23 protein-coding genes are annotated in these 26,318 nt (G+C 72.6%); 18 read left to right on the top strand and 5 right to left on the bottom strand.

Translation table 11 applies throughout. The features are described from left to right. Nucleotides 1-46: 46 nt before the first annotated feature. The 5 genes from MKK55_RS10025 to MKK55_RS10005 all read right to left on the bottom strand — a co-directional run bounded on the left by MKK55_RS10025 (nucleotide 47) and on the right by MKK55_RS10005 (nucleotide 7,288). A complete protein-coding gene (locus tag MKK55_RS10025; protein ID WP_147843715.1) occupies nucleotides 47-2,467 on the bottom strand; it encodes a penicillin-binding protein 1A in 2,421 nt (806 codons plus the stop codon). A 180-nt stretch (nucleotides 2,468-2,647) separates the two neighbouring features. Further along, nucleotides 2,648-3,907: an N-acetylmuramoyl-L-alanine amidase gene (locus MKK55_RS10020; RefSeq protein ID WP_147728853.1), complete on the bottom strand. Its 1,260-nt coding sequence runs from the start codon at nucleotides 3,905-3,907 to the stop codon at nucleotides 2,648-2,650. Between the two features lie 328 nt (nucleotides 3,908-4,235). Beyond that, nucleotides 4,236-5,102 (bottom strand): hypothetical protein, encoded by an 867-nt coding sequence (locus MKK55_RS10015; RefSeq protein WP_243934513.1) that lies wholly within the window; start codon nucleotides 5,100-5,102, stop codon nucleotides 4,236-4,238. A gap of 247 nt (nucleotides 5,103-5,349) precedes the next feature. Continuing rightward, on the bottom strand, nucleotides 5,350-5,703 hold the full coding sequence (locus MKK55_RS10010; protein WP_147729981.1) for a phasin: 354 nt from the start codon (nucleotides 5,701-5,703) through the stop codon (nucleotides 5,350-5,352). A 352-nt stretch (nucleotides 5,704-6,055) separates the two neighbouring features. After that, on the bottom strand, nucleotides 6,056-7,288 hold the full coding sequence (locus MKK55_RS10005) for a glycosyltransferase family 4 protein (protein ID WP_243934512.1): 1,233 nt from the start codon (nucleotides 7,286-7,288) through the stop codon (nucleotides 6,056-6,058). A gap of 152 nt (nucleotides 7,289-7,440) precedes the next feature. On the opposite strand from MKK55_RS10005, the gene MKK55_RS10000 reads away from it, so the two are divergent. The 18 genes from MKK55_RS10000 (at nucleotide 7,441) to MKK55_RS09915 (ending at nucleotide 25,917) form a co-directional block, all read left to right on the top strand. Then, nucleotides 7,441-8,730 carry a glycosyltransferase family 4 protein gene (locus tag MKK55_RS10000; protein ID WP_243934511.1) on the top strand — a complete coding sequence of 430 codons (1,290 nt, stop codon included), beginning with the start codon at nucleotides 7,441-7,443 and terminating at the stop codon, nucleotides 8,728-8,730. Between the two features lie 50 nt (nucleotides 8,731-8,780). Beyond that, entirely contained in the window at nucleotides 8,781-8,963 is a 183-nt protein-coding gene (locus tag MKK55_RS09995; protein WP_147844753.1) for a hypothetical protein, read from the top strand. Between the two features lie 393 nt (nucleotides 8,964-9,356). Then, on the top strand, nucleotides 9,357-9,875 hold the full coding sequence (locus MKK55_RS09990; RefSeq protein ID WP_243934509.1) for a phosphate-starvation-inducible PsiE family protein: 519 nt from the start codon (nucleotides 9,357-9,359) through the stop codon (nucleotides 9,873-9,875). Nucleotides 9,876-9,939: 64 nt separating this feature from the next. Next, on the top strand, nucleotides 9,940-10,662 hold the full coding sequence (locus MKK55_RS09985; protein ID WP_243934507.1) for a DUF1223 domain-containing protein: 723 nt from the start codon (nucleotides 9,940-9,942) through the stop codon (nucleotides 10,660-10,662). Between the two features lie 171 nt (nucleotides 10,663-10,833). Continuing rightward, nucleotides 10,834-11,403 (top strand): RNA polymerase sigma factor, encoded by a 570-nt coding sequence (locus MKK55_RS09980; protein ID WP_243934505.1) that lies wholly within the window; start codon nucleotides 10,834-10,836, stop codon nucleotides 11,401-11,403. Then, on the top strand, nucleotides 11,396-12,073 hold the full coding sequence (locus tag MKK55_RS09975; RefSeq protein WP_147859993.1) for an NrsF family protein: 678 nt from the start codon (nucleotides 11,396-11,398) through the stop codon (nucleotides 12,071-12,073). The genes MKK55_RS09980 and MKK55_RS09975 overlap by 8 nt, the downstream gene beginning before the upstream one ends. A gap of 58 nt (nucleotides 12,074-12,131) precedes the next feature. After that, on the top strand, nucleotides 12,132-12,518 hold the full coding sequence (locus MKK55_RS09970; RefSeq protein ID WP_147844540.1) for a DUF305 domain-containing protein: 387 nt from the start codon (nucleotides 12,132-12,134) through the stop codon (nucleotides 12,516-12,518). 454 nt (nucleotides 12,519-12,972) lie between these two features. After that, nucleotides 12,973-13,536 (top strand): helix-turn-helix domain-containing protein, encoded by a 564-nt coding sequence (locus MKK55_RS09965; protein ID WP_243934504.1) that lies wholly within the window; start codon nucleotides 12,973-12,975, stop codon nucleotides 13,534-13,536. A gap of 11 nt (nucleotides 13,537-13,547) precedes the next feature. Continuing rightward, complete coding sequence (locus tag MKK55_RS09960; protein ID WP_243934503.1) at nucleotides 13,548-13,928, top strand: hypothetical protein; 381 nt, start codon at nucleotides 13,548-13,550, stop codon at nucleotides 13,926-13,928. Between the two features lie 81 nt (nucleotides 13,929-14,009). Further along, complete coding sequence (locus tag MKK55_RS09955; RefSeq protein ID WP_243934502.1) at nucleotides 14,010-15,701, top strand: efflux RND transporter periplasmic adaptor subunit; 1,692 nt, start codon at nucleotides 14,010-14,012, stop codon at nucleotides 15,699-15,701. 13 nt (nucleotides 15,702-15,714) lie between these two features. Then, a complete protein-coding gene (locus tag MKK55_RS09950; RefSeq protein WP_243934501.1) occupies nucleotides 15,715-18,843 on the top strand; it encodes an efflux RND transporter permease subunit in 3,129 nt (1,042 codons plus the stop codon). A 96-nt stretch (nucleotides 18,844-18,939) separates the two neighbouring features. Further along, nucleotides 18,940-19,293, top strand: coding sequence for a hypothetical protein (locus MKK55_RS09945; protein ID WP_187274913.1), 354 nt, complete (start codon nucleotides 18,940-18,942; stop codon nucleotides 19,291-19,293). Nucleotides 19,294-19,363: 70 nt separating this feature from the next. Next, nucleotides 19,364-20,986 carry an ABC-F family ATP-binding cassette domain-containing protein gene (locus tag MKK55_RS09940; RefSeq protein WP_147843958.1) on the top strand — a complete coding sequence of 541 codons (1,623 nt, stop codon included), beginning with the start codon at nucleotides 19,364-19,366 and terminating at the stop codon, nucleotides 20,984-20,986. 411 nt (nucleotides 20,987-21,397) lie between these two features. Next, the gene (gene rpoN / locus MKK55_RS09935; RefSeq protein ID WP_243934500.1) at nucleotides 21,398-22,948 is read left to right on the top strand and encodes an RNA polymerase factor sigma-54; all 1,551 of its coding nucleotides are present in this window, start codon (nucleotides 21,398-21,400) and stop codon (nucleotides 22,946-22,948) included. Nucleotides 22,949-23,067: 119 nt separating this feature from the next. Continuing rightward, nucleotides 23,068-24,159 (top strand): catalase family protein, encoded by a 1,092-nt coding sequence (locus tag MKK55_RS09930; RefSeq protein WP_243934498.1) that lies wholly within the window; start codon nucleotides 23,068-23,070, stop codon nucleotides 24,157-24,159. Between the two features lie 218 nt (nucleotides 24,160-24,377). Next, a complete protein-coding gene (gene hpf / locus MKK55_RS09925) occupies nucleotides 24,378-24,980 on the top strand; it encodes a ribosome hibernation-promoting factor, HPF/YfiA family (protein ID WP_147729861.1) in 603 nt (200 codons plus the stop codon). A 134-nt stretch (nucleotides 24,981-25,114) separates the two neighbouring features. Beyond that, nucleotides 25,115-25,582, top strand: coding sequence for a PTS sugar transporter subunit IIA (locus tag MKK55_RS09920; RefSeq protein WP_147729862.1), 468 nt, complete (start codon nucleotides 25,115-25,117; stop codon nucleotides 25,580-25,582). Beyond that, nucleotides 25,579-25,917, top strand: a complete 339-nt coding sequence (locus MKK55_RS09915; RefSeq protein ID WP_409566043.1) for a hypothetical protein — start codon at nucleotides 25,579-25,581, stop codon at nucleotides 25,915-25,917. Before MKK55_RS09920 ends, MKK55_RS09915 begins: the two co-directional genes overlap by 4 nt. The last annotated feature ends 401 nt before the right edge of the window (nucleotides 25,918-26,318 follow it).

The following is a 26,318-nucleotide window of genomic DNA, read 5'->3' as shown; positions in this document are numbered from 1 at the left end:
ACGTCCCCCTCCCCCGCTTCAGGGGGAGGGAAGAGAGGCATCCCGCTCAGTACAGCCCGCCGGCCTGCACCGCGCGGTCGGCATCCGCCGGGACGGTGGCCGGCGCCGCGGCCTGGCCGGCCGGAGCGACGTAGGAATCCGGCGGCGCGGTGCCGGGCTTGAACGCCTCGAGGATGGTGCCGGCGCCCTCGCCCGATCCGGCGCGCATGCCGGAGCCGAGCGCCACGCGGATCAGCTTGATGCCCGGCGGCACCCGGAACGGGGTCGGCGGCTTGTCCTTGAGGGCGACCTTGAGGAAGTCGAGCGCGATCGGCGCGGCGAGGCCGCCGCCGGTGGCGCGGTCGCCGAGCGAGCGCGGCTTGTCGAAGCCGATGTAGATGCCGACCGCGAGGTCCGGCGAGAAGCCGACGAACCACGCGTCCTTGGCGTCGTTGGTCGTGCCGGTCTTGCCGGCCAGCGGCTTGCCGATCTGCTTGAGGATCGTCGCCGTGCCGCGCTGCACGACGCCCTCCATGATCGAGACCATCTGGTAGGCGGTCAGCGGGTCGAGCACCTGCTCGGAATCGTCGACCAGCTTCGGCTCGTCCTGCCCGGACCACTTCTCGGCATCGCAGCCGACGCACTTGCGGTTGTCGTGCCGGTAGATCGTCTCGCCGATGCGGTCCTGGATCCGGTCGATCAAGGTCGGGCGGATGCGGCGGCCGCCATTGGCCAGCATCGAGTAGGCGGTGACCATCCGCATGACGGTGGTCTCGCCGGCGCCGAGCGACATCGGCAGCACCGGCAGCATGTCGTCGTAGACGCCGAAGCGGCGGGCGTACTCGGCGATCAGCGGCATGCCGACGTCCTTGGCGAGCCGAACCGTCATCAGGTTCTTCGAGTGCTCGATGCCGTAGCGCAGGGTGTGCGGCCCGCCGGACTTGCCGTCGTAGTTCGAGGGCGTCCACGCCTCCTGGCCGGGGCCGGCCTCGATGGTGATCGGCGAGTCCTGCACGATCGAGGACGGGGTGTAGCCGTTGTCGAGGGCCGCCGAGTAGACGATCGGCTTGAACGACGAGCCGGGCTGGCGCATCGCCTGGGTCGCGCGGTTGAACTCGGATTCGTCGTAGGAGAAGCCGCCGACCATCGCGTGCACGCGGCCGGTGTTCGGGTCCATCGCGACGATGGCGCCGGACACCTCGGGCTTCTGGCGCAGGCGGTACTGGCCACGGCCGCCATCCATCGCCTCGACGTAGATCATATCGCCGGCGGCGAGGTTCGGGCGGCCGGCCCAGCGCATGCCGTCCGGCGGGATCGTGCCGGTGTCGCGGTCCTTGGCGACCTGGCCCGAGGCCTCGCGCTTGGGCTGCAGGCCGATCTGCACGCCGCCGCCGCCTTGCCCGAGCACCACGGCGAGCCGCCACGGCGCGACGTCGCCGAGCGCGTTCACCTCGGCCGCCGCCATGCCCCAGTCGCGCCCGGTCAGGTCGACCTTGGTGACGGGGCCGCGCCAGCCATGGGACTGGTCGTAGCGCACGAGGCCGTCGACCAGCGCCTTGCGCGCGAGGGCCTGCATCTTCGGGTCGAGGGTGGTGCGCACCGACAGGCCGCCCTCGTAGAGCTTCTTCTCGCCGTAGCGCTCGGAGATCTCGCGGCGGACCTCCTCGGTGAAGTAGTTGGCGTTGGCGGCGTTCGGGAAGGCGACGCGCGGGTTGACGCCGAGCGGCATCTTCTTGGCGGCGTCCGCCTCCTCCTTGGTGATGTAGTTGTTCTCCGCCATCAGGCGGATGATCTCGTTGCGGCGGTCGAGCGCCGCCTGGGTCTTGCGGTAGGGGTGGTAGTTGTTCGGCCCCTTCGGCAGCGCGGCGAGGTAGGCCGCCTCGTTGATCGTCAGCTCGTGCACCGACTTGCCGAAATAATCCAGCGCCGCGGCGGCGACGCCGTGCAGGTTGCGGCCCGGCACGATCGTGCCGAGGAAGATCTCGTTGAGGTAGAGCTCGAGGATCTTGTCCTTGGAGTAGGTCGCCTCGATCCGCAGCGCGATCAGCGCTTCCTTGATCTTGCGGTCGAAGGTCTGCTCGTTCGAGAGCAGGAAGTTCTTCGCGACCTGCTGGGTGATGGTCGAGGCGCCCTGCCGCTTGCCGCTCTTGGCGTTGGTCAGCGCCGCGCGCACGATGCCCTCGGGGTCGATGCCGCCGTGCTTGTAGAAGTTCTTGTCCTCGGCCGAGAGGAAGGCGGCGACGATGATCTTCGGCATCGCCTGGATCGGCAGGTAGAGCCGGCGCTCCTTGGCGTACTCGGCCAGCAGCGAGCCGTCGGCGGCGTGGACGCGGGTCATCACCGGCGGCTCGTAGTTGGCGAGCACGGCGTGGTCCGGCAGGTCCTGGCTGTATTTCCAGTAGAAGAACGCGCCGCCCGCGGCCGCGATCACGAACAGCACCGCGAAGGCACTGAACAGGAAGCCGAAGAAGCGAAGGATGAGGCGCATCCGGTTTCCCGTCCGTCGGTTTCTTCGGCCGCGCGCGGAGCGCATTCGGCTAGGGGGGTCGGGGCTGCCCGCGAGGCGCACGCCGATCCGGCATGCCCGCAGCCTGGAAGATCCCCGCCGACGATGACCGAAGAATGGACGGCGCGACGGGGTCTCGAGTGCCCCGTATCGACACCGGATCTATGGTGAAACTGGGGCGATTGCCGCCGAGCGGCGGTTCGGCACCACCGGGCGGACCAGGCTGGCCCGGTTGCCGAAGAACTGGTCGATCGCCTTGGCCATCGAGCCGGTGACGGAGGCGCGCCACTCGGCCGATTGCAGCAGGTCGAGGTCGCGCTGGCTCGACAGGTAGCCGAGCTCGACCAGCACGCTCGGCACGTCGGGCGAGCGCAGCACCTTGAAGCCGGCCTCGCGGTGCGGCTTCGTGCTCATCTCCATCACCGGCCCGAGCTGGCCCATCAGGGTCTTGGCGAAGCCGGACGAGAAGCCGCGGGTCTCGCGCAGCGTCAGCTCCTGCAGGATGTCGGCGATCTCGGGCGGCCCGTCGCCGGATTCGGCGCCGGCGGCGGCGTCGGCCTTGTTCTCGCGCTCGGCAAGCTTGGCAGATTCGCTGTCGGTCGCCTTCTCCGAGCCGGTGTAGATCGTCGCGCCGCGCACCTGCGGCGCCGACGAGATCGAATCCGCGTGGATCGAGACGAACAGGTCGGCCTTGGCGTCGCGGGCGATGCGCACGCGCTCGGACAGCGGCACGTAGACGTCGCGGTCGCGGGTCATCGCCACCCGGTAGCGGCCGCCGGCCTCGAGCCGGGCGACCAGCGCCTGGGCGAAGCCGAAGACGATGTCCTTCTCGAACACGCCCCCCACCGCGATCGCGCCGGGATCGATGCCGCCGTGGCCGGCATCGACCACGATCAGCGGGCGCCGGTCGGCGGGCTCGGCCGGCGCCACGGCCTTGCCGGCCGCGGGGGCGAGGTCGCCGGCGGTGGCCGCCTTGCGGAAGCTCTCGCGGTCGGCGCGCTGGAACGGCACGGTGAGGATCACGGCGCCGTCGCGCGGGCGCGTCGCGGTCTCGATCCGCCCCACGGTGGCGGGGCCGGCGAGATCGACGACGATGCGCGAGCGCCCCGGCGCGAACAGCCCGTAGCGGAACGACTGCACCAGGCCCTCGCGGCGGCGGCCGGTCTCGGGCGCGAGCTGGAAGTTGACCTCGGCGAGGTCGATCACCGCCCGGTCCGGGCGCTCCATCACGAAGGCGCGGGCATCGACCGGCTTCGACAGGGTGAGGGTGAGCTTGGTGCCCGCGGGCGAGGCGGCGAGGTCGGCCGCGATCGCCACCGCGGGCGGGGCCCGGTCGCCGTTCTGCGCGCAGGCGGGCATCGCGGCGAGCGCGACGGCGGCCGTCAGGATCGCGGAACGGATCAGGCGCGCGGATCGCAGCATCGGTCGGCCTCCCGAGCCTCCGATACGGCATAGGAGCGACATGGTTAACCGGAGGTTTCCGGCCAAGCTCCATTCCGGCAGCGGCTGTGACCCGGAGGCGACAGGGACGTTCCGCCGCCGGCGGTCTCGTGCACGGATGCCGCGCGCCAACCGAACCGGCTCCTTTCCGTCATCCCGGGGCTGCGCAACAGAACCCGGGATCCGGCCCCCCGACGAGACCGATCGGGGCGCGACCGGCGGTCCTGGCTCCCGGGCTCGCCTTCGGCGCGACGACGCGTCGGATTTGCCGGGATCCGCGCGTTGGCGAGCGGACGGCGGCGCGGCAGCCTCAGCGGTGGCCGACGATCCGCGTCGCGCGGCGGGCGAGCTCGCTCCAGCAGGTGAGCGAGGCGTCGGCGACGCGCTGCATCTCGTTGACCTGCAGGCGGATCGCGTCGGCCGGCGAGCGCGCGTCCTTCAGCGCGTTGAGATGGGTCAGCACCGCCGAGCTCTCGTCGCGCATGAAGGCGAACAGGGTCTCGCCGAGGCCTTCGAGGTCCTGACGCAGGGCCGGGACGGGTCGGCGCCCGGCGCGCCAGGAGGCCGGCGACGGCAGCGCACCGTCCGACAGCTGCACCGGCGCCTCGCCGGGCTGGGGCGCCGACCGGGGCTCGGGCGGCCGCGCCGGCGCGGCGGATTTCAGCGGGACCACGTTGGTGTAGGCGGGCGGAGCCTCCGGCTCCGGCGCGGCGGCCGCGACCGGCACGGGCTCGTCGGCAGGCACGGGCTCATTGACAGGTGCGGCCGCCGTGTCCGCAGCCGGGCCGGCAACTTCCGGTTCGGAGACCGGCGGCGCTTCGGGATTCGGAATCTCGGCGAAGGCGGGTTCGGCCAGGTTGGCGTCGGCGGGGACCGGTATCTCGGCCGGGGGGGCCTCCGGCTCGGGCGCCGACGTCGGGGTGCCGGTCGCGGTGCCGAGGGCCTCGGGCGAGACCGTATCCATCAGGTGCGCGTGAAGCGGCTCGGGAGGCGCCTCGGAGGGCACCGGCGGGAGCGACTCCTCCGGCGGGTGCAGCGCCGCCTCGAGCGCGGCGGCGCGAGCGCTTTTGGCCTCACCCGCCTTGGCCTCACCCGCCTTGGCCTGCAGGGTGCCGGGCGGGGTCGAGGAGGAGCGGCGGCCGGTCGATCGTCCCTGCGGCGTCCGTTGCTTGCCCATCGTCGAGATCCCTTGAGGCCGTCCGCGTGTCGTTCCGTTTGAGCCCGAATCGCACGGGCCGAACGTAGTCCAGTTGCCGGCCGGCGCAATGCATCGGGGGTGCGGCGGCGATCGGCGCCCGCGGATCGGCACGCCGACGCGACGGCCGCGAGACCGGACGATCCAGCCCGGTGCCGACCGAAGGCTGGGGCCGCCGCGCCGGTGCGCGGCGGAAGATCCTCGGCCCCGCACGGGGCCGAGCGGCGGCTCAGCGCGCGGCGTTCTGCGCGAGCGCGCCGAGGTCCTTGGCCTGCGCCTGCATCGCGGCGATCTGGCTGCGGACGAACTCGGACTGCAGCTCGAAGGCCTCGCGCAGGTCCTTGGTGCGCACGAGCTTCTGCGCGAAGTCGAAGGTGGCGTTGGCGTTGGTCTGGGCGTGGTCGAAGCCCTTGGCGACGGCGGCCTGCATCGAGGACTGGAGGTTGAGCCCCGAGCTCTGGACCTGCTCGGCGGCCTTGAGCGCGTTGCCCATCAGGGTGCCGACGGCGGTGCGGGCCTGGTCGACGCTCTTCTCGGCGAAATCGCGCATCTCGGTCGGGATCTCGAAATTCGGGGTCTGCATGAATCGGCTCCTCGGGTGGCGTCGTCACCGGCGGTCTCGAAGCGATCGCCCGTGCGAGGCGGATTTATGTTGCATTGCAATAATAAGTCAAGACGCCGCTTTTCGAGGCGAAAGCCGCGCTTATTAAGCAGAGACTCTAGCCTCGGCATCGATCCGAGACCCCACCAAGCGCCACACCTGACAGATTGCCCCCGATGTTGCTGCAATCATCCGTCGGGCACAGGGGCACGATGGCGACGACGGCGCGATCGTGACGTCGCGGGGGATCGCGAAACCGCACGGAAACTTGATCTGATCGGCCGATCGCTTCGCATCGTCCTCCGGGCGGGCGCGGGTCGGGCGCCGCGCCGGCCTATGCGTGCTGCATCGCGTCACGCCGCGTGCGCAGCAAGCCGGCATACAGCGCGGCCGAGGCTTCGGCGTGCCGGGCGATGGTCATCGGCGCGGCCCAGAAGCGGCCGTGGGCGGCCCGGCCCATCGCGGCGACGCGAGCGTCGTCGGCGAGGCGCGCGAAGGCCGCCGACAGGGCGGCGGGCTCGGGCGGCACGACGAAGCCGCTCGTGCCGTCCAGCACCTTCTCGGCGGCGCCGGAGCGGTCGGAGGCGACGACCGGGATGCCGGCGGCGAGCGCCTCGTAGACGGTGAGCGGCCCGGTCTCGAACCAGCGCGACGGCGCGGCGAGCGCACGGGCGCGGCGGCGCAACACCGCCTGCACGGCCTCCGGCGCCTGCCAGCCCAGCATCTCGACGTGGGGCATGGCCCGCAGCTCCGCCTCCAGCGGCCCGGTGCCGACGAGCAACGCCGTCAGGCCGGCCTCGCGGGCGGCCGCCGCGACGAGGTCGGCGCCCTTCTCGCGGGTCAGGCGCCCGACATAGGCGACGGCGTCGCCCCGCTCCGGCGCGGCCGGGGCGCCGGGGGCGACCCGCACCGGGTTGTCGATGCGGTGATGCGTGAGCCCGTAGCCGCCCAGCATCGCGCCCATCCGCGCGCGGCTCGCGTCGCAGACGTGGACGACGTGGAGCCCGCGTCCCGACACCGCCCGCCGCGCCGCCGCGGTGCGGGCGACGCGGACCAGCTTGTGCAGGCGGCTCCTGGCATCGCACGGCGCCAGGATGCAGGCGGCGGACATCGGCGCGAGGGCACAGGGCTCGGCCGTGTCGAAGCGGTAGTAGACCCCGTTCGGGCAGGCCAGGAAGTAGTCGTGCAGCGTCAGCGCCACCGGGGCGCCGGTGGCGAGCAGCACCGGGAAGATCCCGGGCGACAGGCTGCGGGTCCACTGGTGGACGTGGACGACGTCCGGCGCGCGCGCCATCCGCCCGATTGCGTCGCTGAGCGCCCGCGCGGCGCGGGCGTGCCAGATGCCGGCGACCGCCGCGGCGACGGGGTTGCGCGCCCACACGTCCGGCAGGTCGAGGCAGATCCGGGTGAGGTTGCGATGGTCGAGCAGCGGGTCGACCGGGCCGGCGACGCCCTGGACGTAGGTGACCCGGAGCCCGGCCTCGGCCAGCCCGCGGGCCGATTCGACGGCGACCTTCTCGGCGCCGCCGCTCGGGCTCGCGAACTCGGCCAGGATCACGACGTGCATGGCGACACCGGCGCAGGAGATCGAGAGATCAGGCGGTCGAGCGGGGACGATCCGAGCGGGAACAACCGCAGATCGGCGGCGTGCCCGAGGTTTACGCGGGATCAACTGCGGTCCGGTAAACGTGGGGACATCCAGGGAGCGGGAGCCGCCTCGTGCACGTCGTCCTCGTCGCCGACCACGCCTACGTCAACGGCGGCCAGGCCAAGGTCGCGCTCGACTCGGCCCTCGGGCTCGCCGCCCGCGGCACCCGCGTGACGCTGTTCGCCGCCTGCGGCCCGGCCGACCCGCGCCTGGCCGCCGCCGGCATCCGCGTGGTCTGCCTGAACCAGGACGACATCTCGACCACGACGAACAAGCTCGCCTTCCTGGCGCAGGCGATCTGGAACCGCGAAGCGGCCCGCGCGCTCGCCGCGGAACTGGCGACGTGCGACCCCGACGACACCGTGGTCCACGTCCACGCCTTCGCCAAGGCGCTGTCGCCGTCGATCGGCGTGGCGTTGCGGCGCGCGCGGCTGCCGCTGCTCTACACCATGCACGAGTTCTTCCTGGTCTGCCCGACCGGGGGGTTCTACGAATATCCGGCCGCCGCGATCTGCCACCGCACGCCGATGTTGGGCGCGTGCCTGACGACGAACTGCGATGCGCAGAGCTTCCCGCGCAAGCTCGCGCGGGTGGTCCGCCACCTCGGCATGACGCAGGTCGCGGAGCTGCCGACGCTCTTCCGCCACGTGATCACGATCAGCGACCTGCAGGAGCGGGTGGTCGGCCCGCTGTTGCCGCGCGGGACCCGCTTCCACCGGGTCGACAACCCGATCGCGGTGGCGCACCGGCCGATGACCGAGCGGGCGCCGGGCGACTTTCTGTTCGTCGGACGGATCTCGACCGAGAAGGGCGCGCCGATCTTCGCGGAGGCGGCGCGGCGGGCCGGCATCCGCGCGGTCTTCGTCGGCGACGGCGAGCAGCGGGCGGCGCTGGCCGCGCGCTACCCCGAGGCCGCGATGCTCGGCTGGCGCGATGCCACCGGCGTTCAGGCGCTGATGGGCGCCGCCCGCGCGCTGGTCTTTCCCAGCGTCTGGTACGAGGGCCAGCCGCTCACGGTCTACGAGGCGCTGGCGCTGGGCACGCCGGTGGTGGTGAGCGACGCCTGCGCCGGCCGCGAGGCGGTGGTCGACGGCGAGACCGGCTTCCTGTTCCGCTCCGGCGACCCGGACGCGCTCGCCGCCCACCTGCGCCGGCTCGCCGACGACGCGCTCGCCGCCCGGATGGGCCGGGCCGCGCATGCCCGCTACTGGGCCGCGCCGCTCACCCTCGACGCCCATCTCGACCGCCTCGCCGGCGTCTACGAGGCGGTGCTGCGCGAGGCGGCGCCGGGCCGGGCGACCTCGCGCGCCGCCCTCCCCCGGCCGACGCGGCGTGAAACACCCGGGGCCGCCTCGCGTTGATCCGGCACCGGCGCCGCCCTCGGCGCCTCGTGACGGCAGGAGCAGCCCCGATGACCGACGACACCAAGACGCCGCAGGGCGCGGACAAGCCGGGGTTCCAGCAGGGCAGCGCCAAGCCCGGCGACGAGAAGAACCCCGCCAACCAGCAGGACAAGATGGGCGAGCGCCTCGACGACGCCCTCGAGGAGACCTTCCCGTCGAGCGACCCGGTCTCGGTGAAGATCACCAAGTAGCGCGATCCGCAGGCGTTCGGGGCCGGTGCGCGCGAGGCGCGCCGGCCCTTTTCGTTGCGGTGCTTCCGCTGCGGGCGCGGACGACGCAAGCACGCGCGGACGGAGAAGGCACGGGGACGCCGAGCGGTCCCGTGCGGAGCGCCCTCCGCCCTCAGCGGCCGCGCAGGAAGAAGAACCAGATCAGGAGGATGACGGGGATCGGGATCCCGATGAGCCACAGCAGGCCGCCGGTCAGCATGTCTTTCTCCTATGTTGCACGAGAGCAACGGGACCATCCCGGAAACCGTTCCGCCGCGCGGACGCCCGCGATCCCCGCCCGCCGCCAAGCTTCCGCTGGACGCCGGCCGCACGATCCTGTCTCATCGGAACGAAGACGCGTCCGGGAGGCACGCCATGGCCGACGATCCGCAATCGCAGGGGCGCCTGACCCGCGCGTCGAGCTTCGTCTTCCTCCACACCGAGCACGCGATCTACGCGGCCCTGGGCCTGCTGCTGGCCTTCACCGCGCTGATCGCGCTGGTCGACGCCGTCGGGCTCACCTTCGAGGCGCTGCGCTCGCTCGGGGGCGCCGCGCAGACCCTGGAGGTGGTCGACCGGCTGCTGTTCCTGCTGATGCTGGTGGAGATCCTGCACACGGTGCGGGTCTCGATGCGCTCCGGCAAGCTCACCTGCGAGCCGTTCCTGATCGTCGGGCTGATCGCCTCGATCCGGCGGGTGCTGGTGATCACCCTGCAATCCTCCGAGATCATGCACGGCAAGGACTGGACGCAGGAGAAGGCGGCCCTGTTCCAGGCCTCGATGATCGAGCTCGGCGTGCTCGCCGGCCTGATCCTCACCATGGTGGCCTCGATCTTCCTGCTCCACCGCGCCCGCGACGACGACAAGCCGGCCGGCGAGGAGACCGAGGGGTAAGCCCGGGTAACCGGCCCGGCCGGGCCGCGAAGGGCACGGCATCGCACCCGTCCGGAGACCTGCCATGCGTCGCACGATCTCGCTCGCGCTCCTCGCCGCCCTGCTCGGCGCCCCGTTCTCCCCTTCCGCCGTCTCCCCGGCGGACGCGGCCGGGCGGCCGGTGGTGGTCGAGCTGTTCACCTCGCAGAGCTGCTCGTCCTGCCCGCCGGCCGAGGCGCTGCTCGGGCAGATCGCGCGCGAGGGCGGCGCCGTGCTGCCGCTCGCCTTCCACGTCACCTACTGGGACCACCTCGACTGGCGCGACACCTTCGCCCTGCCGGCGGCGACCCGTCGGCAGGCGGCCTACGCCGAAAGGCTCGGCGGCGGCTCGTACACCCCCGAGGCGGTGATCGACGGGCAGGTCGGGCTCGTCGGCTCCGACGCCGGCGCGGTCCGCGCCGCGATCGCCCGCGCGCAGGCCGCCGCCGCCGCCGAGGCGCCGGTGGCGCTGGCACGGCGCGGCGACGCCCTCGTCGTCACGCTCGGCGCCGGGCGCGGGGCCGGCACCGTGACGCTGGTCGGGTTCGATCCGAGCCACGCCACCCGGGTCGCCCGCGGCGAGAATGCCGGCCGCACCCTCGCCCAGGCCAACATCGTCCGCGCCGTGTCCGAGATCGGCCGCTGGGCCGGGCAGGCGGCGACGCTGGAAGTGCCGCTGCCGGCCGGCGCCGACGCCGCGGTGATCGTGCAGGGCGCCGACGGGCGGATCCTCGGCGCGGCGCGGCTCGGGCCGGCCGCCCGAGCGTAACCGTCGCGCGTTCCTCGGCGAAGACGAGCGCGGGCGATGGGCGCCCGACGTCTCCCGCGAGGCTTGCCGATGTACCTGCCCGCCATCGGCCCGGTTCCACCGCTGCCGGCGCGTTCCCCCGGGGGCCGCGTTGCGCTAGGGTCCGGGACACGACGCGGCGACAGGGCGGCGATGGCGCTCGAGAACAGTCTGGCGACGGCGATGGCCGCGGCGCAGGGGGGCGATGCGGCGGCCTATCGCCGGCTGCTCAACGCCTGCCTGCCGGTGATCGCGGGCATCGCCCGCGCGCAAGGGGTGCGCGGCGAGGCGGTCGACGACGTGGTGCAGGACACGCTGCTGACGATCCACAAGGCGCGGGCGAGCTACGACCCGGCGCGGCCCTTCCTGCCGTGGCTGCGCGCCATCACCCAGCGCCGGGCGATCGACCGGCTGCGCCGGGCCGGGCGCCGCCCGCAGGAGGTGCACGATCCCCTCGCCTACGAGGCCCACGCCGATGCCGGCCCCGCCCCGGGCATGCGCATCGAGGCCGACCAGCGCAACGCCGCGCTGGCGCGGGCCGTCGCGGCGCTGCCGGACGGGCAGCGGCAGGCGGTGGAGCAGCTCGCCTATGCCGAGCGCTCGCTCGAGGAGGCGGCGGCGCTCACCGGCCGCAGCAAGGGCGCGCTGAAGGTGAACCTGCACCGCGCCCTGAAGGCGCTGCGGGGGACGCTGGCCCGGGACAAGGAGGGCGGCGATGTCTGAATCCGTGCACGAGTCCCTGGTCGACGACCTCGTCGGCGGCCTCGCGCCGGTGCGCCGGCTCAGCCCGCCGGCCTGGCGCGCGGCGGCCTGGCTCGCGGCGGTTCTGGCGTTGGCCGCGATCCTGATGCCGATGGCCGACATGGACGGCCTGCGCATCCGCCTCGCCACGCCGGACCTGCGCGTGGCCGCCCTCGGCGCCGGTCTCACCGCGGTCGCGGCCGCGCTCGCCGCCTTCATGACGAGCGTGCCCGGCCGCTCCCTGCGCTGGGCGCTGCTGCCGCTGGCGCCGGCCGCATTCTGGATCGGCGCGAGCGGCCTCGGGTGCCTGCGCGGCTGGCTCGCCCCCGGCACCACGCCGGCCGACGGGCACGCGATGGGCGGCTGCTTCGCCTTCCTCGTCGGCGTCTCGCTGCCGCTCTCCGTGCTGCTGGTGGCGATGCTGCGCCGCGCCTGCCCGCTGCACCCGAACCTTACCGCAGCGCTCGGCGGCCTCGCGGCGGCGGCGGCCGCGGCGACCCTCCTCGTGCCGTTTCACCCGCACGACGCCACCGCGACCGACCTCCTGATCCACGCGGTCACCGTGCTCGGCGTGATCGGGCTGAACGGGATTTTTGGCGGCCGGCTGCTCGGCGGCGGCCCGGACGCATCCCGGCGCGACCGTGGCGGTTGACCTTGCCACGCCGGCAAGCTCCACGGTGCGGCGCATCCCCGTGAGGAGACCCGACCCCATGCGCAACACCGTCCGGCCCGCCCTGATCGCCGTCGCCGTCCTCCTCGCTGGCAGGGTGCTGGCACAGGGCATGGACCACGAGCACATGGACCACGCCGGCCGTCATCCCGCGCCGGCCGCGGGCGAGGCGCCCTCCACCCGGGCGTTCCGCGCCGTCGACGCGCGGATGCACGCCGACATGGCGATCCGCTACAGCGGCGACGTCGACGCCGACTTCGTGCGCGGCATGATCCCCCACCACGAGGGCGCCGTCGGCATGGCGCGGGTCGCGCTGCAATACTCGAAGGACCCGGAGGTGCGGGCGCTCGCCGAGGAGATCGTCAAGGCGCAGGAGCGCGAGATCGCCCAGATGCGGGCGATCCTGGCGCGGACGGGCGGGAAGTAGGAGCCGCAGCCTCGGATGCCCCCGCGCCCGGCGCTCGAAGCGACGTCCCTCCCTCCGTCATGGCACCCTTGCGCCCGCGATTCGGAGCCATCGCCTTCCGAGCCTCGATCCCGATCGGGGCTGCAGAGGCCTTGACGTCTGCGCATCTTTTTATCTTATAGGCAATCTGCGCACAGGAAGAGCTCCTTGTCGGCCTGCAAGGTTCGGATCGTCGTCGATCATGCCAACAGCGACGACCCGATCTTCACGGTCGAGGTGCGGACCCCCTGGGGTTCGCTCGCTGTGATGGCCGAGGTGACGCTCTCGGGGCGATCCCTCGAGCTGAACGGCATGCACGTCGGCGGCGACCCGATGACGAAGTGGGGCGCGTCCGTGCTCCGCGACATCGCGCAGGGGGTCATGGAGGAATTGGATGTCGACGCGATCCACATTGTTGGCGGCGTTCGGACCACGGGTGCAAATCCGGGACGGGACCCTCGTCCCCGACGGCTCCGTAGAGCGCCTCAGCCTCAAGCGGCTGCCGGACGCGCACCTCGACACGGTGGCGGCGGCCCGCGCCCTGGTCCGTAGGCATCTTCCGGTGAAGGCGGCTCACGCGGTCATGACGGACGTGTTCGACACCGGCGAGGCCTATGTCGAGGTGCCGAAGGTCGAGAGCCTGAGCCGGCTGACGTCGGAACTGACGGCGCTGGGCATCGCCGTCCGCAAGCATGCACCCGACCCGATCTCCGTCCGAAGCGTGCGCGAGGCCCTGCATCTCTCGCAAGCCCAGTTCGCGCTCCGGTTCGGGCTGGAGGAAGCGACCGTCAAGAACTGGGAACAGGGCAAGTCCAGGCCGAACGCCACGGCCATGACGTTGATCTGGACGATCCATCGCCACCCCGAAGCGGTCGTCGATGCCCTCGCCACCTGCGGAGCCGCGACCGAAGCGGATGCGGCGTCCGCCCTTCGCGCCGGGGACGGCCACGCCCCGGTGGACCCGCTTCGACGCCCTGTCCAGAAGCCCGAATCGTGCTAGGCTCACGCACGATGCGACAGGCCCGGCACCTTCTGCGACGGCTCGCTGCGATCCTTCGGGTCGCGGCGCTTCTCGTCATGGTCCCGGCCTTCGCCCAGGCGCATGCCGGGCACGCCCACCACCCCGGCGCCGGGCATGCGCGCGTCGGGCACGCCTCGAAGGCCGCCCCGGGCGTCGCCGCCGTGATCGCCGCGCCGGAGGCCGCCGCCGACCGGGCGGATTGCCTCGCCTGCCCGGGCTGCTGCTGCGCCCACGTCTTCGTCGCGGCCTCGGACGGGGACGGCGTCCGCGCCGACCGCCCGAGCGGCGACCGCGTCGCGATGGGGCCGGATTCCGTGCGCCCGAGCGCCGTATCCGAGGCCCTTCCCGAGCCCCCCAGACCCTTCGCCTGAGGCTGCGCGCGCCGCCCCGGCGCGCGCCACGCGGCTCGTCCCGACGAGTCGCGCCCGTCCCGATGCGAAGGTTGCTCTCCCATGACGATCCGGCTCCCGGCTGCCCTCGCGGCGGCCGCGCTCACCCTCGGCCTGTGGGCCGGCGCGGCGCGCGCCCACGAAGGCCACGACCATTCCGACGGGCCGAAGGCGGCGCCCGCCGTCGAGGCCCCGCGCGGCGCGTCGAGCACCGACGCGCTCGAGCTCGTTGCGGTGGCGCGCGACGGCAGGCTCACGGTGTTCCTCGACCGCGCCGACACCAACGAGCCCGTGGCCGACGCGACGATCGAGGCGGAGACGCCGGCGGGCAAGGCCGCTGCGGTCGCGGGCCCCGACGGGAGCTACCGCCTCGACGCCCCCTGGAGCGCGGTGCCCGGCGACTACGACGTGCTGTTCACGGTGACCGTCGGCGGCAAGACCGACCTGTTCCCGGTCGACCTCGACGTGCCGGTGCCGCCGGCCCCGACGCCCGAGCCCGCGCCGTGGCATGCCGGCCTCGCCGTCGCCCACGATTTCGGCTTGCACCTGCGCAGCGCCGACCCGATGCCGTTCCTCGTCGGCGGCGCCGGCTTCGTGCTCGGCATCCTCGCGACGGTGCTGATGCGCGGGCGCCGGAGCGGCGCGGCACTCGCCCTCGTCGTGCTCGCGGCCGGGCTCGTGCTGGCGCCGGCGGCCTTCGCGCACGGGGACGACGACCACGAGGCCCCGACCCCGATGGCCGCCACCGGCGCCCAGGACCTCGCCCGCCGCCTGCCCGACGGGTCGGTGTTCGTGCCGAAACCCACCCAGCGCGTGCTGACCCTGCGCACCCTCGTCACCGCGTCGGGCGTGCTGGCGCGGACGACCGAGCTGCCCGGCCGGATCATCGCCGACCCGAACGGCAGCGGCGTGGTGCAATCCTCGGTCGGCGGCCGGCTGTCGCCGCCGGAATCCGGCCTGTTCCCGCGCCTCGGCACCCGCGTGCGCAAGGGCGAGGTGCTGGCCTTCGTCACGCCGCCGGTCCAGGCGGTGGACGTGTCCGACATGCGCCAGCGCCAGGGCGAGCTCGACCAGCAGATCGCCATCGTCGCGCGCCGGGTCGAGCGCTACCGCAAGCTGAGCCCCGGCGGCGCGGTCTCGCAGGTGCAGATCGACGACGCGGATGCCGAGCTGAAGGGCCTCGTCGACCGCCGCACGGCGCTCGACGGCGTCCGCTCGCAGCCGGAGGCGCTGGCCGCGCCGGTCTCGGGGGTGATCGCCGAGGCCAACGCGGTCGCCGGCCAGATGGCGAGCCCGGGCGCGATGGTGTTCAAGATCGTCGACCCGTCCCGGCTCTGGGTCGAGGCGCTGAGCTTCGACGCGCTCGCCAGCACCGCCGACGCCACCGCGCGGCTCGCCGACGGCCGACGGCTCGAGCTCGCCTATCGCGGCGCCGGCCTCGCCGACCGGGCCCAGGCGGTGCCGATCCAGTTCGCCGTGCGCGACGCACCGCCCGAGCTGCGCACCGGCCAGTTCGTGACGGTGCTCGCCGCCACCGACACGCAGCAGACCGGCCTCGCCCTGCCGCGGCTCGGCGTGGTCCGCGGCGGCAACGGCCAGACCCTGGTCTACGAGCACGTCGCCCCCGAGCGCTTCGCGCCGCGCGAGGTCCAGGTCGAGCCCCTCGACGCCGCCCGCGTCCGGGTGGTCTCCGGGCTCGAGCCCGGCCGGCGGATCGTGACGCAGGGCGCCGAGCTCCTCAACCAGATCCGCTGACGGGAGCCCGCGCATGTTCACGCTCCTCGTAACCCAGGCCCTGCGGAACCGGCTGGCGGTGCTCGCCGTCGCCGCGATCCTCGTCGTCTACGGCGCCTTCACCGTCACGCGGCTGCCCGTCGACGTCTTCCCCGACCTCAACCGGCCCACCGTCACCATCATGTCGGAGGCCGAAGGGCTCGCGCCGCAGGAGGTCGAGCAGCTCGTCACCTTCCCGCTCGAGACGCAGATGAACGGGCTGCCCGGCGTCACCCGGGTGCGCTCGGTCTCCGGCGTCGGGCTGTCGGTGGTCACTGTCGAGTTCGACTGGGGCACCGACATCTACCGCAACCGCCAGCAGGTGGCCGAGCGCCTTGCGATGGCGCGGCCGCAGCTGCCGGCGGAGGTGAGCCCGACGATGGGGCCGATCTCCTCGATCATGGGGCAGATCGTCATGGTCGCGCTCACCGGCGACACGGTCGATCCGATGCGCCTGCGCGAGATCGCCGACTTCACGATCCGGCCGCGCCTGCTCTCGATTCCCAGCGTCGCGCAGGTGATCCCGATGGGCGGCGAGGTCCGCCAGTTCCGCGTCGCGCCGCAGCCCGCCGCGTTGCGGGCGCTCGGCGTCAAGCAGGCCCAGCTCGAGGCGGCGCTGGCGCAGTTCGGCACCAACACCGGCGGCGGCTTCACCGACCAGTACGCCCGCGAATACCTGATCCGGAACCTCGGCCGGACGATGGACCTCGACGACCTGCGCAACATGGTCGTCGCCACGGTCGACGGGCGGCCGGTCTTCCTGCGGCAGGTGGCGGAGGCGTCGTTCTCGGCGCGCGTGAAGCGGGGCGATGCCGGCTACATGGGCGCGCCGGCGGTGGTGATCTCGGTGGAGAAGCAGCCCGGCACCGACACCGTCGCGCTTACCGCGCGGATCGAGGCGGCGCTCGCCGAAATCACCGCCACCCTGCCGAAGGGCGTGCGCGCCGACCGGCTGATCTTCCGGCAGGCGAACTTCATCGAGACCTCGATCGGCAATGTCGAGCACGTGCTGGTGGAAGCGATCGCGGTGGTGGCGATCGTCCTGTTCGCGTTCCTGCTGAACCTGCGCACCACGGCGATCTCGCTCACCGCGATCCCGGTCTCGATCCTGGCGACGGCCATCGCCTTCCACCTCGCCGGCCTGTCGATCAACACGATGACCCTCGGAGGGCTCGCCATCGCCATCGGCGAGCTGGTCGACGACGCCGTGGTCGACGTCGAGAACATCTTCCGGCGCCTTCGCGAGAACCGCGCGGCGGGCGACCCGCGCTCGACCTTCGACGTGGTGGTCTCCGCCTCGCAGGAGGTGCGCTCGGGCATCGTCTACGCGACGATGGTGATCGTGCTGGTGTTCGTGCCGCTGTTCGCGCTCTCCGGCATCGAGGGCCGGCTGTTCGCGCCGCTGGGGCAGGCCTACATCGTCGCGATCCTGGCGAGCCTCGTGGTCTCGATCACCCTGACGCCGGTGATGGCCTACTACCTCCTGCCCGGCCTCAAGCGCCTCGACCAGCACGAGAGCGGGCTGATCCGCGGGCTCAAGCGTGCCCTGGCCGCGACCCTGCGCGTCGCCCTGCCCCGCGGGCGCCCGATCCTGCTCGCGGCCGGGCTCGCGGTCGCGGCCGCCGCCGTCGCGGCGACGTGGCTGCCGCGCGCCTTCCTGCCGCCGTTCAACGAGGGCTCGTTCACCGTCAACATGGCGTTCAACCCCGGCATCTCGCTGCCCGAGAGCAACCGGATGGGGCTGGTGGCCGAGCGCCTGCTCCTCGAGATCCCGGACGTGCGCTCGGTCGGCCGCCGCACCGGCCGGGCCGAGCTCGACGAGCATGCCGAGGGCGTCCACTCCTCCGACCTCGAGGTCGACCTGAAGCCCGGCGCCCGGCCCAAGGACGCCCTCGTCGCCGACATCCGCGCCCGCCTCGCCCTGCTGCCGGTCTCCGTCAACGTCGGCCAGCCGATCTCGCACCGGCTCGACCATATGCTCTCGGGGGTGCGCGCCGAGATCGCGCTGAAGATCTTCGGCGACGACCTCGATACGTTGCGGCGCCTCGCCGACGACCTGCGCCAGCGCCTGTCCGCGATCCCCGGCATCGCCGACTTGCAGGTTGAGAAGCAGGTGCTGATCCCGCAGCTCGAGGTCCGCGTCGACTACGCGCGGGCCGCCCTGTACGGGGTGCAGCCGGCGGCGCTCGTGGACCAGCTGAGCCGGCTCTCGAACGGCCAGGTGGTCTCGCGCGTGGTCGACGGCATCCGCCGCTTCGACGTGGTGATGCGGCTCTCCGACACCCAGCGCACCACCCAGGCGCTCGGCGACCTCCTGGTCGAGACGCCCTCCGGCTGGGTGCCGGCCCGCCAGATCGCCGACATCCGCGAGACCGACGGCCCGAACCAGATCCTTCGCGAGAACGCGCGCCGGCGCATCGTCGTCCAGGCCAACACCGCGCCCGGCGCCGACATGGGCCGGGTCGTCGCCGCCATCCGCCAGCAGGTCGGGGGGACGCAGCTGCCGGCCGGGTACGCGACCAGCCTCGAAGGCGCGTTCCAGGCGCAGGGCGAGGCGGCGCGCACCATCGGCCTGCTCTCGCTCGTGTCGCTGGCGCTGGTCTTCACCCTGCTCTACGGGCGCTACCGCTCGGCCGTGCTGACGCTGATCATCCTCGGCAGCATCCCGCTGGCGCTGATCGGCTCGGTGGTCGCCCTGTGGCTCGCCGGGCAGCCGCTCTCGGTCGCCTCGATGATCGGCTTCATCACCCTGACCGGCATTGCGACGCGCAACGGCATCCTCAAGATCAGCCATTGGCTGAACCTCGCGATCCACGAGGACCTGCCGTTCGGGCCGGACCTCGTGATCCGCGGCAGCCTGGAGCGGCTGACGCCGGTGCTGATGACCGCGCTCGCCGCCGGCATCGCGCTGGCGCCGCTGCTCGTCGGCGCCGACGCGCCCGGCAAGGAGATCCTGCACCCGGTCGCCGTGACGATCTTCGGCGGCCTGATCAGCGCGACGCTGCTCGACACGGTGCTGACGCCGATCCTGTTCCTCGGCTTCGGCCGCCGGCCGGTGGAGCGCCTGCGCGCCGCCGCCCGGGCGGAGGCGCCGACCGGGGTTGCGACGGCCGATGCGTTTTGACGGTGCGTCACTTCCCTCCCCCGCAAAGGGGGGAGGGAAGACGCACCTAGTCCTGCTGAACCAATGTCGCCACCCCGTAAAACCCAGGAGCCGTCCATGCGCCCCGTCCTCGCCATCGCCCTCCTCCTCGCCCTCGCCGCCCCGGCCCGCGCCGCCGGCCCGAACGGCGGCGTCGTGGTGGTGGCGGACGGGCATCCGATCGAGCTCGTCGCGTCGGAGACCGCGCTGACGTTCTTCGTCACCGACGACGACGGCGGCCCGGCCGCGACCGCGGGGCTGACGGGCAAGGCCTTCGTCCAGACCGGGGCCGGGACCGAGACGGTGCCGCTCGCCGGCGCCGCGCCGAACCGCATGGTCGGCGCGCTCAAGGGGCCGCTGCCCGCCGGCGCCAAGGTGGTGTTCTCGGCGCGGATGCACGGGCACAGCCTGCAGGCCCGCTTCGCGCGATAGCCCGGCGCCCTTCCGGTCGCGGGCCCGATGCCGTAAGGCCCGCGGGACCATCCCGAGGGTCCCTGACCGCATGATACGCCTCGAAAAGATCGGCAAGCAGAACGGCCGGCAGATCGTCTTCATCGAGGCGTCAGCCGCCCTGCAGAAGGGCGAGAAGATCGGCCTCGTCGGCCCCAACGGCGCCGGCAAGACCACCCTGTTCCGGATGATCACCGGCGAGGAGGAGCCCGACGAGGGCCAGGTCGCCACCGATCGCGGCGTCACCATCGGCTACTTCAGCCAGGACGTCGGCGAGATGTCGGGCTGCAGCGTCGTCTCGGCGGTGATGGACGGCGCCGGCCCGGTCAGCGCCGTCGGCCTGGAGATGAAGGCGCTGGAGGCGGCGTTCTCCGATCCCGACCGGGCCGACGAGATGGACGCGCTGATCGCCCGCTACGGCGAGGTCCAGGCGCGCTTCGAGGAGCTCGACGGCTACGCGCTCGAAGGCCGAGCCTACGAGGTGCTGGCCGGCCTGAGCTTCTCCCAGGAGATGATGGACGGGGACGTCGGCAAGCTGTCCGGCGGCTGGAAGATGCGCGTGGCGCTTGCCCGCATCCTGCTGATGAACCCGGACGTGATGCTCCTCGACGAGCCCTCCAACCACCTCGACATCGAGAGCCTGATTTGGCTCGAATCCTTCCTCAAGGGGTTCGAGGGCGCGCTGCTGATGACCTCGCACGACCGCGAGTTCATGAACCGCATCGTCGGCAAGGTGATCGAGATCGACGGCGGCACGCTGACCACCTTCTCGGGCGACTACGCCTTCTACGAGCAGCAGCGCGCGCTCAACGAGAGCCAGCAGCAGGCGCAGTTCGAGCGCCAGCAGGCGATGCTCGCCAAGGAGATCAAGTTCATCGAGCGCTTCAAGGCGCGGGCGAGCCACGCCGCCCAGGTGCAGAGCCGGGTGAAGAAGCTCGACAAGATCGAGCGCGTCGAGCCGCCGAAGCGCCGGCAATCGGTGGCGTTCGAGTTCCAGCCGGCGCCGCGCTCGGGCGACGACGTCGTGATGCTGAAGGGCGTGCACAAGCGATACGGCAGCCGCACGATCTACCAAAACCTCGATTTCGGCATCCGCCGGCGCGAGCGCTGGTGCGTGATGGGGGTCAACGGCGCCGGCAAGTCGACGCTGCTGAAGCTCGTGACGGGCTCGGCCCAGCCCGACGACGGCACGGTGGCGGTCGGCGGCAGCGTCAAGCTCGGCTACTTCGCCCAGCACGCCATGGACCTGCTCGACGGCGACCTCACCGTGTTCCAGGACCTGGAGAGCACCTTCCCGCAGGCCGGCCAGGGCTCCCTGCGCGCGCTCGCCGGCTGCTTCGGGTTCTCGGGCGACGACGTCGAGAAGCGCTGCCGGGTGCTCTCGGGCGGCGAGAAGGCGCGGCTGGTGATGGCCAAGATGCTGTTCGACCCGCCGAACTTCCTGGTGCTCGACGAGCCGACCAACCACCTCGACATCGGCACCAAGGCGATGCTGATCGACGCGCTCTCCGCTTACGAGGGCACGATGCTGTTCGTGAGCCACGACCGCCACTTCCTGGCCGCGCTCTCGAACCGGGTGCTCGAGCTCACGCCCGACGGCATCCACCAGTACGGCGGCGGCTACACCGAGTACGTCGCCCGCACGGGCCAGGAGGCGCCCGGCCTGCGCAGCTGAGCACGGGACCGGAGCGCGGCACGAGCTGCGGCGCCTCGACCGCATCCGCGACGTCCCGCGCCGCCCTGGCGACGGCTGCAGGGTGGCGGCCATCGCCCCCGATCGCCGCATGCGCGAGTGCCGAACCGCGCCCCCGCCGGCCGGCCGAGCCGCACGATTCCCGAGCCGGATCGCGCCGCCGCGGCGCGCGAGGCCTTCGTGCGCGGCCGGGTCGGCGAGCGGGACGGGCGCCCCCCATGGCTGTGGCGCCGGTGCCACCGTCCCCCGAACCAACGCGACGACCGGCCATCACGCTTTGACGCGCGGCCGGGATCGGTTTACAGCGTTTCACTAGGGCTTAAGCAAGAACCGTGCCTATAGCGTAATAACGCGGGGCGCGGCCTGTTCACCGAAGAGGACCGAGGCCACGCGATGAGTTTGCTGCAACGGCTGGAAATGCGCCAGGGCCAGTCCCTGGTGATGACACCGCAGCTTCTGCAAGCGATCAAGCTTCTCCAACTCTCCCAGCTCGATCTCGCGGCCTACGTCGATGCCGAGCTGGAGCGCAACCCGCTCCTGGAGCGCGCCGAGGCCGAGCCGTCCGAGGGGCCGGCCGAGGGCGCGGAACCCGCCGCCGAGACCTTCGAGGGCGCCGCCGAGTGGACCGCCGCCGAGGTCGACCCGGGCCGCGGCGAGATCGACGGCGATTTCGACGCCCGCCTCGACAACGTCTACCCCGACGACGCGCCGAGCCCGATCCGCGAGGCGGCCACCGGCGACATGCTCTCGCTGACGCCCGCGCCCTACGGCAGCACCGGCGGCAGCTTCGATTCGGAGGCGCCGGACTTCGAGGCGACGCTCACCGTCGAGACCTCCCTGCGCGAGCATCTCGGCCGCCAGCTCGACCTCGCCACCCGCGACGCCACCGACCGGCTGATCGGCGGCTTCCTGATCGATGTGGTGGACGAGGCCGGATACCTGCGCGAATCGATCGACGCGGTGGCCGAGCGCCTCGGCGCCTCCCTCGACCGGGTGGCGGGCGTGCTCAAGCTCGTCCAGAGCTTCGATCCGGCCGGCATCGCCGCGCGCGACCTCGCCGAGTGCCTTGCGATCCAGCTGCGCGAGCAGAACCGGTTCGACCCGGCGATGCAGGCGCTGGTCTCCCGCCTCGACCTCGTGGCCAAGCGCGATTTCTCGGCGCTGCGGCGCCTGTGTGGCGTCGACGACGAGGACCTCGTCGAGATGCTGGCCGAGATCCGCCGGCTCGACCCCAAGCCCGGGCGGGCCTTCGGCTCCAGCGGCGTCGAGGTGCTGATCCCCGACGTGTTCGTGCGCGCGGCCCCCGACGGCTCCTGGCTGGTGGAGCTGAACGGCGAGGCGCTGCCGCGGGTGCTGGTCAACCAGAGCTACTACGCCCGCGTGGTCCGGGGTGCGAAGGCCGAGGGGGACAAGGCGTTCCTCTCCGAGGCCCTGCAGACCGCGAACTGGCTCACCCGGAGCCTGGAGCAGCGCGCGCGCACGATCCTCAAGGTCGCCACCGAGATCGTGCGCCAGCAGGACGGGTTCTTCGTCCACGGCGTCGCGCACCTGCGGCCGCTGAACCTGAAGACGGTCGCCGAGGCGATCGGGATGCACGAATCCACCGTCTCGCGCGTCACCTCTAACAAGGCGATCGGCACCAGCCGCGGCACCCTGGAGATGAAGTACTTCTTCACCGCCGCGATCCCGGGCGCGGCGGGCACCGCCGCGCATTCCTCGGAAGCCGTGCGCCACCGCATCAAGCAGCTCGTCGACGGCGAGACCTCGGACGACGTGCTCTCCGACGACGCCCTGGTGCAGAAGCTGCGCGGCGAGGGCGTCGACATCGCCCGCCGCACGGTGGCGAAGTACCGGGAATCGCTGCGGATCCCGTCCTCGATCGAGCGCCGGCGCGAGCGCTATGCGCAGGGCGGGATGCAGCCCGGGGCGATGATGGCGCGCTGAGAGCCCGCGAACCGGTCGCGTGCGCCGTCCGCGGCGGCCTATAGCCTGGACCCGAGGGTCGAACCGGGAACGGATCCGGACATGATTGGTTGTGCGCAAGCAAGTTCAGGAGACGTTGCATGCTCGCGAGCCCGGTTCACTACAATCCTGACGTCGAGACCGTGACCGTCGAGGAAGGGCGGACGATCGACAAGCTCAACGAGACCTTCGACACCATCCTCAAGACGGTGGCCGAGGATTCCGGGCACGCGGTGCGCTCCGTCCACGCCAAGGCGCACGGCATCCTCGAGGGCGTGCTCAGGATCGACGCGGACCTGCCGCCCGAGCTGGCGCAGGGTCTGTTCGCCACGCCCGGCGAGCACAAGGTCTACCTGCGGCTCTCGACGAACGCGGGCGACATCCTGCCCGACGCCGTTTCGCTGCCGCGCGGCCTCGCCCTGAAGGTGCTCGACGTCGCGGGCGAGCGGCTGCCCGACGCCGAGGGCACCACGCAGAACTTCATCTTCGTCAACGGCACGGTGTTCCAGGCGCCGAACGCCGACAAGTTCCTGGGCAGCCTGAAGCTGCTCGCCGGCACCACCGACCGGGCCGAGGGCCTGAAGGTCGCCGCCTCCACCGTGCTGCGCGGGGTCAACAAGGCGCTGCACGCGGTCGGCATCGACAGCCCGACCATCGGCGCGCTCGGCGGCGCACCGAACGTCGATCCGCTCGGCGAGACCTACTACAGCGTCACCCCGTTCCGGTACGGCGACCACATCGCGAAGTTCTCGGTCGCCCCCGTCGCCCCGGCGCTGACCGCGCTCACCGGCACCGAGATCTACGCCTCGGGGCGACCGAACGCGATCCGCGAGACGGTCCAGTCCGAGATGCGGGGCATCGAGGGCGTGTGGGAGTTCCGGGTCCAGCTCTGCCGCGACCTCGAACGCCAGCCGGTGGAGGATCCGACGGTGGAGTGGGACGAGGCGGAGGCGCCGTTCCAGCGGGTCGGCCTGATCACCGTCCGGCCGCAGGACAGCTGGGAGCCGGGCCGGGTGCAGGCGGTCGACGAGGGCATGCGCTTCAGCGTCTGGACCGGGCTCGCCGCCCACCGGCCGCTCGGCAACATCAACCGGGCGCGCAACGCGCCCTACAAGCACTCGGCCGCGTTCCGCGAGCGCTTCAACGGCTGCCCGATCCACGAGCCGGCCGGCGGCGACCGAGCGGGCGGGTGACGCGCCGGCGGTCGAGGCCGGTGCGCGCTCGGGCGCCGCGGCTTCGGGTTCGCCCCGGGGTCGCGGCCGCCGCCGGAGGGGCCGGCTCTCTCCGTTGACTTCCCCTGCGCCGGCTCCTTAACTCCGTCCCCCGCTGCGACGGCGGGTCGGCGTTCCGCCGAATCCCGCGGGCCTCGATCCGCGGGCAAGAGACCAGGGTCAACCAAACCGGAGGATACATGGGGTCATTGCGCGTCACGGGCCACGGCCTGGACCTCGGCGAAGCCCTCAGGGGCCGGGTCGACGAGCGGATGGCGGCGACCCTGTCCAAGTATCTCGACGGGCACATGAACGACTCGAGCACCGGCCACGTCACGCTCCGGCGCGACGGCACCGCCTACCGCACCGACTGCGTGCTGCACCTCGTCTCCGGGCTCACCATTGAGGCGTCGTCCACCGCGCACGACGCCCGCGCCAGCTTCGAGCAGACCGCCGACCGGCTGGAGAAGCGCCTGCGCCGCTACAAGCACCGGCTCAAGGAGCACGCCCAAGGGCCGAACGGGGGCCCGAACGGCGCCGCGGTCGAGGCGGCCTATGCGGTCTTCGCCGCTCCGGAGGAGGACGAGGACGAGCCCGACGACGGCTCGAACCATCCGCCGATCGTGGCGGAGAGCACCAAGACCCTCAAGCGCCACTCGGTGAGCGAGGCGGTCACCGCGCTGGACCTCACCGGCGCCCCGGTGATCGTCTTCGTCCATGCTGGCACCGGCCGCATCAACGTCGTATACCGGCGCAGCGACGGCGCGATCGGCTGGGTCGACCCACCGAGCGCCGCGGCCTGAGCCGAGGGAGCCGGAACCGGCCCGTCGGCGCGGGGATTGATGTTTTCGGGGCTGGGCCGCGCGGACAACGCGGCGCGCCCCCTCTTCATGGGGGCGGGGCCCCCATGGCTTTCGATCGGACGGGCGGTCCTTCAATGCCGATGCTGGAATTCCTCGATCCGGATTCCGTGGTGCCCTCGCTCCGCGCCCGGGCCAAGAAGCAGGTGCTGCAGGACCTCGCCGCCCAGGCCGTCCGCCGCCTGCCGGCGCTCGACGCCCGCGACGTCTACGAGACCCTGCTCCAGCGCGAGCGCCTCGGCTCCACCGGCATTGGCGACGGCGTCGCGATCCCGCACGGCAAGCTGCCGGGGCTCGACCGGCTGTTCGGGCTCGTCGCCCGCCTCGACCGCCCGGTCGACTTCGAGTCCCTGGACGGCCGCCCGGTCGACTTCGCCTTCCTGCTGCTCGCCCCCGAGGGCGCGGGCGCCGACCACCTGAAGGCGCTCGCCCAGGTCGCGCGCATCCTGCGCGAGCCGGGAATCCTCGACCGGATCCGCGCGGCCCGCGACGGGCACGCCCTCTACGCGCTGCTCACCCACACCTCGGCCTCGCAGGCCGCATGAGCGGGCCTCGCTTCCTGCGCCGGGCCGCGCTCGCGGCGTTCCTCGCCATGCCCGCGGCGGCCGCGGCGCAGCAGGGCGCGGCCGACGGCACCTGCGCCCGCGACGTGCTCGTCGCCCAATCGATGCAGCGGCAGGCGCTCGACCAGCTCGAGCAGGCCGACGGCGACGACGCCAAGGCCTGCCGGATCTGGCGCCGCCACGTGGACACCATGCGCCGCGTCGCCGGCGTCTACGGACGCTGCCTCTCGGGCTCCGAGCGCGGCGCCCGGCTGACCCAGGTCCAGGACTCCGAGAAGGAATTCTCCGCCGCGATCAAGGCCCGCTGCCGCGGGTGATCGTGAAGGGGGGTGGAGGCCGGTTCCTATCGGCCCGGCCCCGTGCCGTCGTTTCGCTCCCGGCTCTCATCCCTGCAACCGAAGCCGCGACGCCTCTTCCCTCCCCCGTCCCCAAGTCGGGCCTGCCCGACTTGGGCCCACAGGGTGCGCATCGCGCGCAAGCCCGAGACCCGTCGGGAGGCGGGAAGAGCGCGGTGTTTCGCGCGCGTCCTGGTCATCGCGCACGCTGCGGCAACCGCTGCGAAATATTTCTCAAGCAAGGCCGCCGGGATCGCAACGCTCCTCACCGTCGTTAGCCGGCGACCCGATGTCCTCGCAACATACAAAGTGATACCCGCCGCGCCCCGAAGGAATTGGAGGCGAACAACAGTAGAGCACACCGCCTTGCAGCGCTATTGGAT

Source organism: Methylobacterium sp. J-059 (genome assembly GCF_022829485.1).
Classification (GTDB): Bacteria; Pseudomonadota; Alphaproteobacteria; order Rhizobiales; family Beijerinckiaceae; genus Methylobacterium.
Note: the sequence above shows the minus strand (reverse complement) of the source record. Positions and strands in the feature narration are given on the sequence as shown.

Excerpts from the sequence above, each read along its gene's own strand:
- MKK55_RS09950 (WP_243934501.1), top strand. The coding sequence starts at position 15,715 with ATGTTCACGCTCCTCGTAACCCAGGCCCTGCGGAACCGGCTGGCGGTG.
- rpoN (WP_243934500.1), top strand. The coding sequence starts at position 21,398 with ATGAGTTTGCTGCAACGGCTGGAAATGCGCCAGGGCCAGTCCCTGGTG.
- MKK55_RS10025 (WP_147843715.1), bottom strand. The coding sequence starts at position 2,467 with ATGCGCCTCATCCTTCGCTTCTTCGGCTTCCTGTTCAGTGCCTTCGCG.
- MKK55_RS09985 (WP_243934507.1), top strand. The coding sequence starts at position 9,940 with ATGCGTCGCACGATCTCGCTCGCGCTCCTCGCCGCCCTGCTCGGCGCC.
- MKK55_RS09930 (WP_243934498.1), top strand. The coding sequence starts at position 23,068 with ATGCTCGCGAGCCCGGTTCACTACAATCCTGACGTCGAGACCGTGACC.
- hpf (WP_147729861.1), top strand. The coding sequence starts at position 24,378 with ATGGGGTCATTGCGCGTCACGGGCCACGGCCTGGACCTCGGCGAAGCC.
- MKK55_RS09955 (WP_243934502.1), top strand. The coding sequence starts at position 14,010 with ATGACGATCCGGCTCCCGGCTGCCCTCGCGGCGGCCGCGCTCACCCTC.
- MKK55_RS09920 (WP_147729862.1), top strand. The coding sequence starts at position 25,115 with ATGCCGATGCTGGAATTCCTCGATCCGGATTCCGTGGTGCCCTCGCTC.
- MKK55_RS10020 (WP_147728853.1), bottom strand. The coding sequence starts at position 3,907 with ATGCTGCGATCCGCGCGCCTGATCCGTTCCGCGATCCTGACGGCCGCC.
- MKK55_RS09945 (WP_187274913.1), top strand. The coding sequence starts at position 18,940 with ATGCGCCCCGTCCTCGCCATCGCCCTCCTCCTCGCCCTCGCCGCCCCG.
- MKK55_RS09940 (WP_147843958.1), top strand. The coding sequence starts at position 19,364 with ATGATACGCCTCGAAAAGATCGGCAAGCAGAACGGCCGGCAGATCGTC.
- MKK55_RS09970 (WP_147844540.1), top strand. The coding sequence starts at position 12,132 with ATGCGCAACACCGTCCGGCCCGCCCTGATCGCCGTCGCCGTCCTCCTC.
- MKK55_RS09995 (WP_147844753.1), top strand. The coding sequence starts at position 8,781 with ATGACCGACGACACCAAGACGCCGCAGGGCGCGGACAAGCCGGGGTTC.
- MKK55_RS09915 (WP_409566043.1), top strand. The coding sequence starts at position 25,579 with ATGAGCGGGCCTCGCTTCCTGCGCCGGGCCGCGCTCGCGGCGTTCCTC.
- MKK55_RS09975 (WP_147859993.1), top strand. The coding sequence starts at position 11,396 with ATGTCTGAATCCGTGCACGAGTCCCTGGTCGACGACCTCGTCGGCGGC.
- MKK55_RS09960 (WP_243934503.1), top strand. The coding sequence starts at position 13,548 with ATGCGACAGGCCCGGCACCTTCTGCGACGGCTCGCTGCGATCCTTCGG.
- MKK55_RS10005 (WP_243934512.1), bottom strand. The coding sequence starts at position 7,288 with ATGCACGTCGTGATCCTGGCCGAGTTCGCGAGCCCGAGCGGCGGCGCC.
- MKK55_RS09980 (WP_243934505.1), top strand. The coding sequence starts at position 10,834 with ATGGCGCTCGAGAACAGTCTGGCGACGGCGATGGCCGCGGCGCAGGGG.
- MKK55_RS09990 (WP_243934509.1), top strand. The coding sequence starts at position 9,357 with ATGGCCGACGATCCGCAATCGCAGGGGCGCCTGACCCGCGCGTCGAGC.
- MKK55_RS10010 (WP_147729981.1), bottom strand. The coding sequence starts at position 5,703 with ATGCAGACCCCGAATTTCGAGATCCCGACCGAGATGCGCGATTTCGCC.
- MKK55_RS10015 (WP_243934513.1), bottom strand. The coding sequence starts at position 5,102 with ATGGGCAAGCAACGGACGCCGCAGGGACGATCGACCGGCCGCCGCTCC.